Annotated in this window: 9 protein-coding genes; 8 read left to right on the top strand and 1 reads right to left on the bottom strand. The window is 70.8% G+C overall.

What is annotated here, in order from left to right; all coding sequences use genetic code 11:
- Window positions 1-43: 43 nt before the first annotated feature.
- Window positions 44-2,515 (bottom strand): M14 family metallopeptidase, encoded by a 2,472-nt coding sequence (locus tag ABZ570_RS31110; RefSeq protein WP_358071273.1) that lies wholly within the window; start codon window positions 2,513-2,515, stop codon window positions 44-46.
- A 644-nt stretch (window positions 2,516-3,159) separates the two neighbouring features.
- Between ABZ570_RS31110 and pdxY the strand changes: the two genes are divergently transcribed.
- From pdxY to ABZ570_RS31070, 8 genes are all read left to right on the top strand, one after another.
- Window positions 3,160-4,011 carry a pyridoxal kinase PdxY gene (gene pdxY / locus ABZ570_RS31105; RefSeq protein WP_358071271.1) on the top strand — a complete coding sequence of 284 codons (852 nt, stop codon included), beginning with the start codon at window positions 3,160-3,162 and terminating at the stop codon, window positions 4,009-4,011.
- Window positions 4,012-4,348: 337 nt separating this feature from the next.
- Window positions 4,349-5,308: a DUF4034 domain-containing protein gene (locus ABZ570_RS31100; protein WP_358071269.1), complete on the top strand. Its 960-nt coding sequence runs from the start codon at window positions 4,349-4,351 to the stop codon at window positions 5,306-5,308.
- 297 nt (window positions 5,309-5,605) lie between these two features.
- Complete coding sequence (locus tag ABZ570_RS31095; RefSeq protein ID WP_358071267.1) at window positions 5,606-6,568, top strand: hypothetical protein; 963 nt, start codon at window positions 5,606-5,608, stop codon at window positions 6,566-6,568.
- Between the two features lie 160 nt (window positions 6,569-6,728).
- On the top strand, window positions 6,729-7,130 hold the full coding sequence (locus ABZ570_RS31090) for a hypothetical protein (protein ID WP_358071265.1): 402 nt from the start codon (window positions 6,729-6,731) through the stop codon (window positions 7,128-7,130).
- A gap of 209 nt (window positions 7,131-7,339) precedes the next feature.
- On the top strand, window positions 7,340-8,614 hold the full coding sequence (locus tag ABZ570_RS31085) for an SPFH domain-containing protein (protein WP_358071263.1): 1,275 nt from the start codon (window positions 7,340-7,342) through the stop codon (window positions 8,612-8,614).
- The gene (locus tag ABZ570_RS31080) at window positions 8,611-9,756 is read left to right on the top strand and encodes a hypothetical protein (protein WP_358071261.1); all 1,146 of its coding nucleotides are present in this window, start codon (window positions 8,611-8,613) and stop codon (window positions 9,754-9,756) included. Before ABZ570_RS31085 ends, ABZ570_RS31080 begins: the two co-directional genes overlap by 4 nt.
- Before the next feature lie 543 nt (window positions 9,757-10,299).
- On the top strand, window positions 10,300-12,426 hold the full coding sequence (locus tag ABZ570_RS31075; RefSeq protein ID WP_358071259.1) for a Xaa-Pro dipeptidyl-peptidase: 2,127 nt from the start codon (window positions 10,300-10,302) through the stop codon (window positions 12,424-12,426).
- 98 nt (window positions 12,427-12,524) lie between these two features.
- Window positions 12,525-15,122: a M64 family metallopeptidase gene (locus ABZ570_RS31070; RefSeq protein WP_358071257.1), complete on the top strand. Its 2,598-nt coding sequence runs from the start codon at window positions 12,525-12,527 to the stop codon at window positions 15,120-15,122.
- Window positions 15,123-15,214 lie beyond the last annotated feature (92 nt).

Here is a 15,214-nt window from a genome sequence, read left to right as displayed (position 1 = left end):
GTTTGCGACGGCGCTGGTGCGCCGGCATCGTCGACGTTCAGGGTCACCGGTGCGCCGTCGCCGTGCGGTAGTTGTTGCGCGTGTCGTTCTTCGTCGGGTCGTAGTTCTGCTCGATGTTGCCCGCGCTGTCGACCGAGAACCAGTTGAACGTCGTGGTCTCGGTCACGTGGAACACCTGGCCCGGCTCACGGAACTCGGTCGCCTGGTAGCGGGGCGACTCGAGCGTGGGCCGGCTGCGGTCCGTCGTGTAGTAGATGGTGGCCGGCTCGCTCGTCTCGAACCGCACGTCCACCGAGCCGGAGGACTTCCCGGCGCTGGGAACGAGCTTGGACGTCGGCTTCTTGTTGTCCTTGCCCCACTCCGCCGCGATCCGGAACATCTCCATGATTCCGTTGGCGTACTCCATCGTCTCGGAGTGGCCGCTGACCAGTTCCGGGTTCCCCACCCAGGCCGGCTGGAAGGAGCCGCCCTGCCAGTTGCCGGTGGCCGGGTTGTAGATCGAGCCGCCGACCTCCCAGCCGAAGGCGTAGATCCCGTAGTTGTGGTACAGGTCCTCCCGCACGTTGCCCGCGGAGGAGTAGAGGACGTCCGACGAACCGCCGACGTTCTCCGGCGTGACGACGGTCTCCCGGTAGGCCTTGACCTGCGACAGGATCCGGCCGGCCGACTGCCAGTAGAACGCCTCGTCACCCAGCGGCGGGCGCGGCGTGGTGATCCGCCCGTTCGCGATGTAGGCGCCCGGCTGCCAGAACAGCTGGCCGCCGTTGGAGTGCACCGACATCATGAACTTGATGTTCCGGTACTTCTCGACCAGCCAGACGATGTTCTTCGACTCCGGCTCGGACAGCTTCTCCGGCCCCTGGAAGGTGTCGCTGACGCAGCTGGTCGACCCGCCCGCGTAGCCGTCGTGGCCCGACCCGACCCGGTAGTTCCGGTTCAGGTCGACGCCCCAGGAGTTGCGCCGGGCCGGATCGGCGTTGTCGTCCGCGCAGTGGTTCGTCAGGTTCCGGCGCTGCGAGGCGAAGTTGTAGAAGCTGTAGTTCGCCCCGTCGGGGTTGTTGGACAGGATGAGGAAGACATCGGTGTTGTCGACGATCTTCTTCGTCTCCCAGTCGGACTTGTAGTTGTGCACCAGGCGCTCGGCCGCCTCCAGCGACGTCGTCGCCGGCACCCACTCGCGAGCGTGGTCCTGCGCCTGGATCAGGACACCGGGGTTCCTGCCGTCGCGGTGCTTGCCGATCCGCAGCACCGGGATCGTGGCCGGGCCGCGCGGCACCTCGCCCTCCGGCGCGCCGGCACGCTTCTCGTCGAGGAAGTCGGTCAGCGCCACCGGAGCCGACGTCGCCTGCACGATGCCGGTGCCCGCGTTGGTGCGATACGGGTGCGCCCGGTCGATCAGGCCCTGGGACTGGGCGCGCAGCGCCGCCGCCACCTGTGCGGCCGTACTCGCGAGCGCACCGGAGGCGTCCTTCGCGAGGAGGACGCGGACCGCCTTGCCCGCCACCTCGACGCTGAGCGGAAGGTTCGCCCCCGGCCGGTTCACGAACTCGACGGTGATGTCGTTGCCACCCTCGTGGCCCCACGCCGCCGAGCTGACGACGACCGCCGCCTGCCCGGTACCGCCGATCGTGGCCTGCGCCTTACGCTGGTAGCCGTTCGTCTTGTTCGGCAGGTAGACGATCTCGGCGATGTCCGGGTACTGGCGGGCGATCTCCTCGGCGCGGCTGTAGAGCTGCTGCGGGGTTCGGTAGCCGTCGACGAAGTCCCACTTGTAGGCCGGGTTCGCCGTCAGCGGCGGCGCGCCGTCCTCGAGCCAGTTGGAGACGAAGCCGGTGGTGACGCCGCCGGTCGAGCTCGTGACGCGGATCTGGTTCGGGCGGGCGTCGAGCTTGAACAGGTTCCGGTGGAACATGTACTGCCCGGAGTCGACGAACCGGCTCATCGTCCGGGCGAAGCCGAACGAGGTGTCCGGACCCGAGTCGTTCTCGAGCTGCATCGTGACGATCGGGTTCGTCTGCTGGCCATCGGTGGTCCGGGCCTCGACGTAGAGGAAACCCTGGCCCTTCGTGGTGAACCAGTCGGCGCGGACGACCCGTACCGTCTCGGAGTGGCTGAACGTCCCGACAGCCTGCGCTCGGGCGGCCTGGATGCCGCCGTCGGCCTCCTCGCTCCAGGCGAAGCTCTCGTCGTCACCGAGAATTTCGGCGCCCATCGCCTGCAGTTCGGTGATCTGCTCGGCGGTGACCACCGCCTCGCCTTCGATGCCGGTCGGCACGCGCCGCAGGCCGTGCTCGAGGTCGAAGCCGGCGGCGACCACCTTGTCCAGCATGTCGGCGCCGGTCAGCTTGATGCGGACAAGGCGTACCGCCTCCGAATCCTCGAGGTGGGATCGCCCCGAGCCCGCGGCGCCTGCCGGCTGGGCGGGATCCGCGCCCGCCGGCGCGGTCGTCATGAGGACGCCCCCCACCAGGGCGGGCAGCGCGAAGAGCGCGATGCGTTGTTGTGTGCGTCGCATCTCCCCTCCTTCTTGCTTGTGGCATGTGGTTGATGTGATGGCCGGCTCGCACGCGGCTCGGCCCATTCAGGACGGTCGCGCTGAACTCGCGCACGGTGAGCCCGGTTACGACGATGGTCGCCGTCGGGTGGAGGATCGGGACTCCGTGAGCGAGCTGAGCGCGGTTGGACGTCCGCGCGGCACCGGGGCGGTAGGCCGCTCCCACCGAGATGACGCCTCGCGCCATTGGACGTCTTGAATACCCTCGTAGACCTGTCCGGTGATGAAACCTCCGTGTATGTCCGAAGCAAGAGGAACCGGCTGGAACCGAGGGAAGCGTATGTTCATTTTTTGGCGTCGATGGCTCGCGTACGACGCGATTTGAGCATTACTTGAGGCATGCCGGCCGCCTCGAGTTGGGGCGGCGGGCGGGGAAGGAACGAACGCCATGCGGCGTACTTCCTCATGCGGGACTCCCGCGGGCCGGCGCGGAGGTCCGGCAGGCACCGGCTCACCTCGCGACGCCTTGACGGTCGGGCCGACCCGACCGGGGCCGAACGGGCGCACGCCGACCAGCGCTCATCTGCCCCGACCGGAAGTGGGTTATCCGACAGAAAACGGCGGGTAGCTCGTGCGGCGGCGCCGGCAACCGCCATCATGACCGGGTGAAGATCCTGTCCATCCAGTCATCGGTCGCCTACGGCCACGTCGGCAACTCGGCGGCCGTCTTCCCACTCCAGCGGCTCGGGCACGAGGTCTGGCCGGTCCTGACCGTGCACTTCTCCAACCACACCGGCTACGGCGCGTGGCGCGGGCCGTTGCTGGCGCCGGCCGACGTGGCCGAGGTGATCGCGGGCATCGCGGACCGCGGAGTCCTCGGCAGCGCCGACGCGGTGCTGTCGGGCTACCAGGGCGACCCGGCGATGGGCGCGGTGATCCTCGACGCGGTGGACCAGGTCAAGGCCGCCAATCCGGAGGCGGTGTACTGCTGTGACCCGGTGATGGGCGACGCCGGCCGCGGCATGTTCGTCCGGCCCGGCATCCCGGAGTACATGCGCGACACCGTCGTCCCCCGCGCGGACATCATCACCCCGAACCAGTTCGAGCTGGACTTCCTCGCCGGCCGTACGACGAACTCGCTCACCGAACTGCTGGAGGCGGTCGACGTGGTACGCGAGACGGGGCCACGGCACGTCCTGGTCACCAGCGTGCTCCACGGCGACCTGCCGGCCGGGTCGCTGGAGGTGGTGGCCGTCTCGGACGAGGGCGCGTGGGCGGTGACCACCCCGCTGCTGCCGATCAACCCGAACGGCGGCGGCGACGTCACCGCGGCCCTGTACCTCGCGCATCTGTGGACGACGGGCTCGCCGGCGACGGCACTGGAACGCACCATCGCCTCCGTCTTCGCCGTGCTCGAGGCGACCGTCGCGGCGGGCACCCGGGAGATCCAGCTGATCGCGGCCCAGGACGCCATCGCCGAGCCGTCGGCCCGGTTCCCCGCCCGGCGGCTGCGCTGACTGCACGCCGCCATCATGCCGGATGGTGAGCAGGTCGGCGGGCTGCCGGCCGCTGGTGAAGCGGGCGTGCGGTACGGACCACCCTCTTCCCTGGCCCTGGCGGGGGCAGCGCCACCGTTCGATGGCACCTAGTCTCGCGGCCATGGGAGCGATCAAGCCGTGGCAACTGTTCGTCCTGACCCTGTGCTGCGTCCTACCGGTTGCGGCGGCAGTCGCGGGCGGCGTCTGGGCAGCGCGTCGAGGCCGCGGGCGCCGCTGAGCGGTCGACGAGGGGAGTGGCAGAGCATCGATACTCCGAGCGGTATTCTCTCCCGTCTGGCACGGGGAGGAGATCCACATGTGGCCGTTCAAGAAGCGTCGGCAGCCGGCGGGCCTCGTCGTCGACCCGGCTCACGGTGACCCGCAGGCGCGGGCGCTCATCGACGCGCTGGCAGCCAGGGACTGGCGTACGGCCCGGGACATTCTCGCTGCCACGACCGATCCGGACAGCCGTGCCTTCCTGGTGGAGGCCGTGGGGACGGTCGACGGCGTACAGGAGTGGATCGGCGAATGGGTCGATGCGGAGCCGCAGTCGACGCTTCCGGTGCTGGTCCGCGGCTGCCACGCGGTCTACTGGGCCTGGGAGGCGCGCGGCGGGAAGCGCGCCGAGTACACCAGCCAGGACCAGTTCCGGGAGTTCCGCCGCCGGCTCCGGCTCGCCGAGAACCTGCTGGACGAGGTCGTCGCCCGGGATCCGGACGACGTGACCGCCCGGACGTGGCTGGTCACGTCCGCGCGGGGCCGCCAGGTCGGCGGTGATGAGGCGCGTGCCCGCTTCGACGAGGTCGTGAGGCGGCATCCGGGGCATGTCGTCGCGCACGAGCAGCTGCTGCAGTTCCTCTGCCCCAAGTGGTTCGGCAGCGAGGAGCAGATGTTCGCCTTCGCCCGGGAGGCCACGGCGGCCGCACCGGACGGCAGCCTGATGCCGGAGCTGCTGGCCGTCGCGCACGTCGAGAAGTGGCTCGAGGTGCCGGCGGAGGAGAGCGACGCGTACATGCAGTCCGACGAGGTGCGCGCGGACCTGCTGGCCGCGGCAGAGAAGTCGATCTTCCATCCGGCCTTCCGGCCCACCTTCGGCTGGGTTCCGCGGGCGAGCGTGTTCGCGCTGGGGCTGGAGCTGGCCCACGAGTTCGACGCTGCGGCGCGGGTCTTCGGCATGTTGGGCGACCATGTCAGCACGTGGCCCTGGAGCTACGTCGGCGATCCCGTCACGGCCTTCACGAGGTCCAGGGAGTGGGTGCACGAGCACGTCGCCTGACCTCGCCGCCGGTCTCGACAGGGTGGCACACGACTGCCGCTACGGTGGATGCGCCGGGAGTCCGGGGTGGGGGAGGCGATGGTGGCGGTGACGGGTGGTGTCGTCCCACGGGTGCGCCTCCGCCGCGCTCCCGCAACCGCCCGAGGACGAGGACGGGGCCTTCGCGGGCGGGCGGGGGCGGTGGTCGTTGTCGCCGCTCTGGCGGTGACGCCGGTCCCGGCGCCGGCGGCGGCGAGCCCGTCGCCCACGCCCACCGGGTCACGGGGTACGCCGGTCTGCCAGGTGCGGGACCACCGGTTGACCGAGATCTCCGGGATGGTCGCCACCGACAACGGGTTCGTCGTGGTCAACGACAGCGCCGACGAGGAGCCGCGCCGCCGGATCTTCTTCCTCGACGCCGAGTGCAGGGTGGTGCGGACGGTGCGTTATCCCTCCCGTCCGAGAGACACCGAAGACCTCGCCGTCGACGCCGACGGGACTCTCTGGGTCGCCGACATCGGCGACAACGACCGCGCCCGGCAGACCGTCGCGTTGTGGAAGCTGGCACCGGGCGGTGGCCGTCCGGTGCTGCATCGCATGGCGTACCCGGACGGCCCGCACGACGCCGAGGCGCTCCTCGTGGCCGGCGACGGCCGGCCGGTCATCGTGACGAAGCAGGGCGGGGCCGCCGGCCTGTACGCCCCCACGCGCGACCTGAAGCCGGGTGCGACGGTGCCCCTGGAACGCGTCGGGCAGGTGAGCCTGCCGCGCACCACGACCAGCAATCCGTTCTCCTTCCTCGGCCGGGCCGTGGTCACCGGCGCGGCCAGCGCACCGGACGGACGCCGGGTGGTGCTGCGGACCTACGCGGACGCGTTCGAGTTCGACGTGGTCGGCGGCGACGTGATCACCGCGCTGACGCGGGGCAGACCACGGATCGTGCCGCTGCCCGACGAACCTCAGGGCGAGTCGATCACCTACAGCCGCGACGGGCGCTTCCTGCTCACGGTCTCCGAGACCGCCGATCAACCGCCGGGCACGGAACCCACCGTGCTGCGGTATCCCGTGTCGTCGGTCGCCCCGGCCAGCGCGCGTGCGGCCACCCCCGCTCGCACGGCCACTCCCGCTCCCACGGCCACTCCCACCGCCGCCGCCGGAGGCGAGCCGTCCGACGACCGGGAGAGGAGGTCGCTGGTCGGCGTGGTGGGCGTTGTCGGCCTGGGCCTGCTCCTCGCGGGACTGATCGGCCTGGTGCGCTCCCGCCGTAGCGGTCAGCGGTAGGCCGCGAGCAGCGGGGGCACCTCGCGCCGAGTACTGTTGATCATCTGATGTGGATGCAGGCGCGGGCACGCGGGTGCCTCGCGCCGGAGTTCTGGAGGACTGGGTGCGCGTACTGGTGCGACGACTGTCGGTCTCGATCCTTTCAACGGCTGTTGCGGTGATGACGTTCGGGTCGCCGGCCCGCGCCGCGGCCAACCCGTTCACGCCGGCACAGGCCTGCAACAACGACTTCGGTGGCTCGTGGGCCCAGGTCTCCGACGGTCACCGGTCGATCTACGCCTCGGACGGCACCAAAACGGGTGACGTCTACCTCATGTACAACAGCGCGACCGGGTACAACTGCGTCGCCACGCTGAAGGCGGTGGCCATCGGGTCGACGACCGGGGTCGCCGCCAGGCTGCGGGTCTCGGGCAGTTCCTGGGTCGAGGACTCGGGCAACTACAAGTACTACGCCGCGAAGCAGCGTTCCGCGCGGGACGCCTGTGTCATGTACGAAGGTTCGGTCCTCAACGGCACGATGTGGACGGGCAACGGCAGGTACACCTGGGGTAACTGCGGCTGAACGGCCACGAGCTGCGGATCTCCGGCCACGGTCGGATATCCGCAGCTCACGCCAGCACCATCGGGCCCGACGGGCGGCGGACGGGGGCGTCCCTCGGTGCGCCTCGTGCGGCCTGATCCCGCGAACCCGGCCTGCTGTGGCGGGCCGGCGCCGACCGGTCAGCCAGTTCGGTCAGAAAGCCGACTTCCCAGGCGACCAGCACATTCTGCATGCTGCACCGTAGGCGTCGGCTGGCCTGCGGTGGCCGGCGGTCGGACCGCTCCGGGGCCAGATCGGCGCGGCGGCTGCGGCTGGCGGGCGGTTGTTATCGTCGCCGCGACGCCGATGATCTCGGCAGCGAGGGGGAGGGGGACGCGGTGGGGCTGATGGACAAGCTCCGGGGCGAGTTCGTCGACATCGTGGAGTGGCTGGACGACAGCCGGGACACGATCGTCTGGCGCTTTCCCCGTTACCAGAACGAGATCAAGATGGGCGCCCAGCTCATCGTCCGCGAGTCCCAGACGGCGGTGTTCGTCAACGAGGGGCAGATCGCCGACGCCTTCTCACCCGGCACCTACACCCTGGAGACCCGGAACCTGCCCGTCCTGTCCACCCTCAAGGGCTGGAAGTACGGCTTCAACTCGCCGTTCAAGGCCGAGGTGTACTTCGTCAACACGCGGCAGTTCACCGACATGAAGTGGGGCACCCAGAACCCGGTGATCATGCGGGACGCCGAGTTCGGGGTGGTCCGGCTGCGGGCGTTCGGCGCCTACGCGGCGCGGGTGGTGGACGCGCAGAAACTCCTGCGGGAGCTGGTGGGCACGGATCCGCAGTTCCGCACCGAGGAGGTGCAGGAGTATCTGCGCCAGCTCATGGTGGGACGGCTCGGTGGCGCGCTGGCCACGGCGGGGGTGCCGCTGCTGGACCTGGCGGCCCACCAGGACGCGATCGGCCGGCGGTTGGCCGCCGTGCTGACCGAGGAACTGGCCGAGGTCGGCATCGCGATCCCCAAGTTCGTCATCGAGAACATCTCCGTGCCGCCGGAGGTGGAGCGGGCGCTGGACAAGCGGACCGGCATGGGCGCGGTTGGGGACCTGGACCGGTTCACCCGGTACCAGGCGGCCACCGCGCTGGAGGAGGCGGCGAAGAACCCCGGCGGTGGCGCGAGCACCGGCATGGGGCTGGGCCTGGGGATGGCCGTGGGCCAGCAGGTGGCCCGGTCCATGTCGGGCGGCGCGGCAACGCCGCCGGCTCCGGCACCCGCCCAGCCGGGCGGCGTCGAGCCGCCGCCGTTGCCGAACCAGCCGCAGTGGTTCCTCGGCGTCGCCGGGCAGCGGCAGGGCCCGTTCGATCTCGGTGGGCTGGCCGAGCAGGTGGGTGCGGGCACGCTCGGCCCGGACACGCTGGTCTGGCGGGCCGGCATGGCACAGTGGCAGCCGGCCGGGCAGGTGCCGGAACTCGCCTCGGTGCTGGCCAGCGTTCCGCCGCCGCTGCCCCCGCAATGAGCGAGCCGGACCGGAGCCGGCCGTGGCGCGAGAGCGACCGGAGTGCCGGCATTAGCGACACCGCCGTCTCCCCGCCGTCGTACCAGTGCGGGGGCTGCGGCGCCCGGGTGGAGTACGCGCCGGGCACGGCGGTGCTGCGCTGCCCGTACTGCGGACACCGACAGCAGATCGCCGGTGCCGGCCGGGAGGTGCGCGAGCACCCGTACGCCGAGTTGGCCACGCTGCCGCGCAAGCCGGCGGCCAGCGTCGGTGCGTACACGTTCGTCTGCCCCGGCTGCGGCGCCCGCACCGAGAGCGACGCGCTCGCCCAGCGTTGCCAGTTCTGCGCCACGCCGCTGGTGATGGACGCCGCGGCGGGCGAGCTGATCGCGCCGGAGGCGGTGCTGCCGTTCGTGGTGGACCAGGCGGGCGTGCGGACCGCCCTGGGCCAGTGGTGCCGCAGCCGCTGGTTCGCGCCGAACAGCCTGAAGAAGGTCAGCGAGGCGGAGACGCTCAAGGGCACCTACCTGCCGCACTGGACGTTCGACGCGCGGACCGTCTCGGACTACCGGGGCCAGCGCGGCGAGTACTACTACGTCACCGAGACGTACACGGTGACGGTGAACGGCAGGCAGGAGACGCGTACCCGGCAGGTGCGGCACACCCGGTGGTACCCGGCGAGCGGCACCGTCCGCCGGGACTTCGACGACGTGCTGGTGCCGGCCACGACCCACCTGCCGGAGAATCGGCTGGAGCAGCTGGCCCCGTGGCCGTTGGCAGAGGCGGTCGCGTACCACGGCGACTACCTGGCCGGGTACCACGCGCTGCGGTACGACACCGAGCCCGAGGCGGGGCTGGTCGGGGCGAAGGCCCGGATGGCGCCGGTCATCGAGCGGGACTGCCGGTCGGACATCGGCGGGGACGAGCAGCGGGTCAGCTCCGTGGACACCACCTACTCGGACGTGACGTACAAGCTGCTCCTTCTGCCGGTGTGGATCGCCGCGTACCTGCACGCCGGCCGGTCGTACCAGGTCCTGGTCAACGCCCGGACGGGCGAGGTCATCGGCGAGCGCCCGTACAGCGCCGCCAAGATCGCGGCGGCGATCGTGGCGGCGCTGGCGCTGGTCGCGGCGCTCGTGGTCGCGTACGCGATGAACCGCTGAGACGGCGGGCCGCCCCGCGGGCGACCGGGCGGGGTGCGACGGGTGACGGCCCCCGCACCCCGCCCGTACGTCTCCGCCCGGTCAGGCCGCGGCGAGTGCGCGCCGCAGCCGACGGGCCTCGCGACCAGGCGGCTCACCCCGGCGCCCCTCGACGGCCAACTGATCGCGCTCCGAAGACCCGGGTGACCGGCGCGGTTGCGACGTTGGACGGCCGGAACCCCGTCGAAGTTTCGTCAGGTGTCTGGTGCTCCCACACCGAGCCGGCCGCTACGGTCGGGTGGCCGGCAGAGAAGTCGGTGAATGATGACGGCTGCGACGGCCGCCTGCCGGCAGACGGCCTGCGGTTCCGGCGACGCCGGGGGAAGCGGTAGCTCCCGACAAGGGAACGGCACAGGTCAGACGGCTGGCAACCTCGGCCAGGGCACAAACCGGAGCAGACCGAGCAGGCCCAACTGCTCACGTCGAGCCGGTCGCGTCAGGCGACCGGTGGCGGGCGGTGTGCCGCCGTCCGGGCTGCCGGCCGACGATGGGAAGGGACTCACAATGGTGCGACGAACGGTGCGCCAGCGGGCTGCCGGCCTGATGGCGGCGTCCTGTGCGGCGGCATTGGCTCTTACGCTGGGGATCGCCAGGCCGGCGGCGGCCAGCCCGGACGGGGTGGGGCCGGTCTTTGTGGACGGCCAGGCCCAGATCGTCCCCGAGTTCGCGAACTCCAGCGGCTGGATCCGGCAGCAACTGTGGGTGGAGACGGAGTTCGACTCCGACGGTGACGGTCGGCTCGACCGCATGCACGTGGACGTCACCCGGCCCGGGCAGACCGCACAGGGGTTGAAGGTGCCGGTCGTCTACGAGAGCAGCCCCTACTACGCGGGCACGGCGTCCAGCCAGGCGCAGTACTTCTGGAACGTCCGACACGAGCTGGGTGAGCAGCCGCCGGCCCGGGTCTCGCCGCCACCGATCGCCCACCAGCCGGGCCGGACCTCGGTGTCCACGAGCGAGGTCAGCACCTGGGTGCCGCGTGGCTTCGCCGTGGTGCACTCCGACTCTCCGGGCACCGGGCTGTCGCAGGGCTGCCCGACCGTCGGAGGCCCCAACGAGTCGCTGGCGCCGAAGGCGGTGGTCGACTGGCTGAACGGTCGCGCGAAGGGCTACACCAGCGTCAACGGGGATCAGGAGGTCTCGGCGACCAGCTGGGCGACCGGCAAGGTCGGCATGACCGGTACGTCGTACAACGGCACCCTGCCGCTCGCCGCCGCGACCACCGGTGTCGACGGCCTCGAGGCGATCATCCCGATCGCGCCGAACACCTCGTACTACCACTACTACCGCTCCAACGGCCTGGTGCGGAATCCCGGCGGCTGGGTCGGCGAGGACATCGACTACCTGTTCGACTACATCAACAGCGGCTATCCGGACCGCCGGTCGTACTGCATCGAGACGATCCGGGTCGGCGAGATGAACCGGTACCAGGACCGGGCGAACGGCGACTACAACGACTTCTGGGCCGGCCGGGACTACCTGCACTCCGTCGGTAACGTCAAGGCCGCCACCCTGATGGCGCACGGCTTCAACGACTGGAACGTGGTGCCCGAGCACAGCGTGCGGATCCTCGAGGCGCTGAAGGCGCAGGGTACGCCGGTGCAGGCGTACTACCACCAGGGTGGACACGGCGGCGCTCCGCCGCTGGACATGCGCAACCGCTGGTTCACCCGCTACCTGTACGGCGTGCAGAACGGTGTCGAGAACGACGCGCGGGCCTGGGTGGTGCGTAACGAGACCGGGGCCAGCCAGCTCACCCCGTACGCCGACTACCCCAACCCGGCCGCGTCGCCGGTGACGATGGTGCTGAAGCCCGGCGGCAACACCACCGGCGAGCTGACCTCGTTGGCTCGGCCCGGCAAGGGCGTCGAGTCACTGGTCGACGCCGGCAACACCGCGTGCAACGCCGGCACCCTGGCCACCAGCGTGTCCGAGCATCGGCTGCTCTACGTGACGCCGGAACTCACCGCCCCGGTGCACATCTCCGGTACGGCGGAGGTGACGCTGCGGATGAGCGCGAGCAAGCCAGCGGCCAACCTGTCGGTGGCCCTGGTGCGGCTGCCGTGGACCGGCGGATCGGGTTGCGAGTCGAGCACCCGGGGCACCACGACGAGCATCATCACCCGGGGCTGGGCGGACCCGCAGAACCGCCACTCGCTCACCCGGAGCGAGCCGCTGGTGCCCGGCGAGTTCGTCGACGTGACCGTGCCGCTGCAGCCGGATGACCAGGTCATCCCGGCCGGCTACCGGATCGGCCTGATGGTCTTCTCCACCGACCACGAGTTCACCCTGCACCCCGCCCCGGGCACCGTGCTCAACGTCGACCTGGCCGCGACGGCCCTGCGGCTGCCCGTGGTCGGCGGGCCGCTGGCCATGCCGATCTGCGCGACCACCGACACCCGGGCGACGGTGGTGGTCGGCGGCGTCGACAGCGGTGTGGCCAACCGCCCGCTCGCCGGCAACTGCACGATCAACGACCACATCCTCGACGGGGAGCGGTGGTCGAACCACGGCGAGTTCGTGACGCACGTGAACGAGGTCGTGGACCAGCTCGTCGCGGCTGGAGTGATCCCGTCGGACCAGCGGGGGTCCATCGTGTCGGCGGCGGCCCGGTCGCGCGTCGGCAAGTGACGAAGTAGCACGGGAGCCTCCGTGGGCGCCGCGCGCCGTGACGTCGGACGATCGGCGCCCACGGAGGTTCCGCTGGATGAGAGTGAGGTGGACAGCCAGTGAGACTCAAGGTCGCGACTCTCGCGGCGCTCGCCCTGGTGGCCGGTCTGTTGACTGCCACCGGCCCGGCGAGCGGCGCTCCGGCGGACGCCCCGCCGATGCCGTTGCCCAATCCGAAGGTGCATCCGATCCAGGTCACCGGCCCCGCTGCCGAGCGGCTGAATTTGATCATTCTCGGTGACGGCTACCAGTGGGACCAGCAGTCGCTGTTCCTGAAGGACGTGGACCGCAACCTGGCCGTCATGTGGGCGACGGAACCGTTCCGAACCTATCGCGACTACATCAACGTGTACGCGGTGGAGATCGCCTCGATCGACCACGGCGTCCGGTGCGACCCGGACGGCCGGGTACGCCACCCGGACGGCACGATCCGGGACACCGGCCAGCGTGAGGGCCCGATCGACGCCAAGAACACCGCGCTGCGGATGATCTACCAGAACGGCTGCAACGACCCGCTGTCGCGCGGCACCGTCTACGGCGGTGCGCCGGTGAACTGCGCGAGCTACGCCGCCTACTACCCGGCCGGGGTCAACCCGTGCGAGACCGGCACCCAGGCGCACAACCGGATCATCGACACCTACGTGGCACCGGTACTGGGCATTCCCCGTACCGCGCAGAACGTGCAGACCTTGGCGATCTTCAACACGTTCACGTACGGCGGGATCGGTGGCACCAACGCGACGACCTCCGGCGGCTCCCCGCAGGGTCCGCTGATCTCGCTGCACGAGATCGGCCACTCCCTCGGCACGCTGGTCGACGAGTACCCGTACTCCTCCCGTGACGTGGTGCGGCCCTGCTACACCGGCGGCGAGCCCAGCAGCTTCCACCACACCACCTACAGCGATCCGCGGAAGATGGTCGAGGACCAGCAGAAGTGGTGGCGCTGGGTCGGCGAGGAGAGCCTCTCCGGCGGCACGATCGGGACGCACGAGGGCGGCGGCATGTATCCGTGCGGCCAGCGCCGACCGAGCGAGCACTCGATGATGCGCTGGATCGGGTTCGATTTCGACCAGATCGGCCTCGAGCACATGGTCGCCCGGGTGACCGGTATGCGCAACTCCGGGCAGATGAACGTCCGGCACACCCCGCTGGGCACGGTGCCGTCCGACGGCGTGCTGTGGGTGGAGACCGGGCAGCCGCGCTACCACGAGTTGCAGGTCACCTGGCGCATCGGTGGCCCGGACGGCACCGTGCTCGACACGCACAACAGCCGCGACCTCGACCTCGGCGAGCTGGACCTGCCCGCCGGGACCGTGGTGCACGTCGAGGTGCGGGACCCGGTCGGGCCGGACGGCATCGACTGGGTCCGTAACCCGTCGACCGGCAACACGGCCACGAACTCCGGCTACAACGGTCCGCGGTTCGTGCAGACCCGGCAGTGGACGGTGGGTGAGGCGAAGGCGGCACCGTCGGCGCCGGCCGCGACCATCACCGGCTCCACGCCGAACACTCAGCCGGTCGCCGGCGACGAGGTGGTCTACGTGCGGACCAACCACCCGAGCGATCGGATCGTCGAGGTGGCCTGGTCGCTCGACGGCAGGGTGCTGCCGAACCCGCACAACAGCCGTAACCTCGACCTCGGCGCGTTGGACCTGGCGCCGGGCACCCACAAGCTGGCCGCCACGGTGACCGATCCGGCGGATCCGGGTGGCGTCTCGGACCGGATCGACTGGACCGTTGACAACGCGATGCCGACGGCGCCGCGCACCCTGTCGGCGCCGCTGACCCGGCTCGCGGGCAGCATGGAGCACCCGGTGTACTTCGACGGCTGGGACATGTGGCTAAACCCGCAGGACGACCACACCGGGTACGCCGAGGACCGTTACGTCGTCGGTCAGCTCCGGCTGGACAAGGACGGCTGGTTCAACTACTTCGGGTTCCCGGAGCAGCCGATGCCCGAATCGCCGTTCCAGTTCCGTCACTCGGGCACCACCGTCAAGGCGCTGACGTACGGCAACCTCGGTACCGGCGGCCTGTCGAAGGCAGCGTTCGAGCAGACCCTGCCGGACGACCACCCGGGCGGCGGGTTCGTGCCGGGCTTCGGCACGCACCTGGTCGAGCACCGGGCCATCGACGCGGCCGGCAACGTCGGCGCGCCGAGCGCCTACCGGGCCACCGTGCTGCCGGGCTCGTCGCCCGACTGCACGAGGACGCTGACCGGCCCGCAGCCACGGGTGGTGGCCAACGAGGGGGTGACCTGCCTCAAGGGCGCCCAGGTGGCCGGTGGGGTGTCGGTGCGTCCCGGCGCTTCGCTGGTGGTCAGCGACAGCTCGATCGGCGGCGGGTTGACGGCGACCGGCGCCCAGGCGGTGCAGCTGTTCGGCAGCACGGTGAACGGCAGCTCCCGGATCACCGGAACCACCCGGGACGTGACGATCGCGGGCAGCACCTTCAACGGCTCGCTCACCCTGTCGGACAACGTGCAGGTGACCGCCAACGAGCGGTTCAGCCGGCTGGCCGGCGCCTACGGGCCGATCCTGGTCGGTAGCCGGGTCGACGGATCGCTGACCTGCACCGGCAACAGCGTGGCGGTCAAGGACTTCGGCGCACCGAACACGGTCAACGGTGCCAAGGGCGGTGACTGCGCCGCTCTGTAGCGCACCCTCGTCGCAAATGGAACGCGTGGTGGGCCGGGCCCCGTACCGGTGAGTCCTGGGTCATTCCAGTCTCCGCCGGTGCGCTCCTGCTC

Source organism: Micromonospora sp. NPDC007271 (assembly GCF_040634005.1).
Lineage (GTDB): Bacteria > Actinomycetota > Actinomycetes > Mycobacteriales > Micromonosporaceae > Micromonospora.
The sequence above is the reverse complement of the archived record's forward strand: the minus strand, read 5'-3'. Positions and strand labels throughout refer to the sequence as shown.

Bases quoted from the DNA above. Each gene is read 5' to 3' on its own strand.
- ABZ570_RS31110 (WP_358071273.1), bottom strand. From the start codon at position 2,515: ATGCGACGCACACAACAACGCATCGCGCTCTTCGCGCTGCCCGCCCTG.
- ABZ570_RS31100 (WP_358071269.1), top strand. From the start codon at position 4,349: ATGTGGCCGTTCAAGAAGCGTCGGCAGCCGGCGGGCCTCGTCGTCGAC.
- ABZ570_RS31090 (WP_358071265.1), top strand. From the start codon at position 6,729: ATGACGTTCGGGTCGCCGGCCCGCGCCGCGGCCAACCCGTTCACGCCG.
- ABZ570_RS31085 (WP_358071263.1), top strand. From the start codon at position 7,340: ATGCTGCACCGTAGGCGTCGGCTGGCCTGCGGTGGCCGGCGGTCGGAC.
- ABZ570_RS31080 (WP_358071261.1), top strand. From the start codon at position 8,611: ATGAGCGAGCCGGACCGGAGCCGGCCGTGGCGCGAGAGCGACCGGAGT.
- ABZ570_RS31075 (WP_358071259.1), top strand. From the start codon at position 10,300: ATGGTGCGACGAACGGTGCGCCAGCGGGCTGCCGGCCTGATGGCGGCG.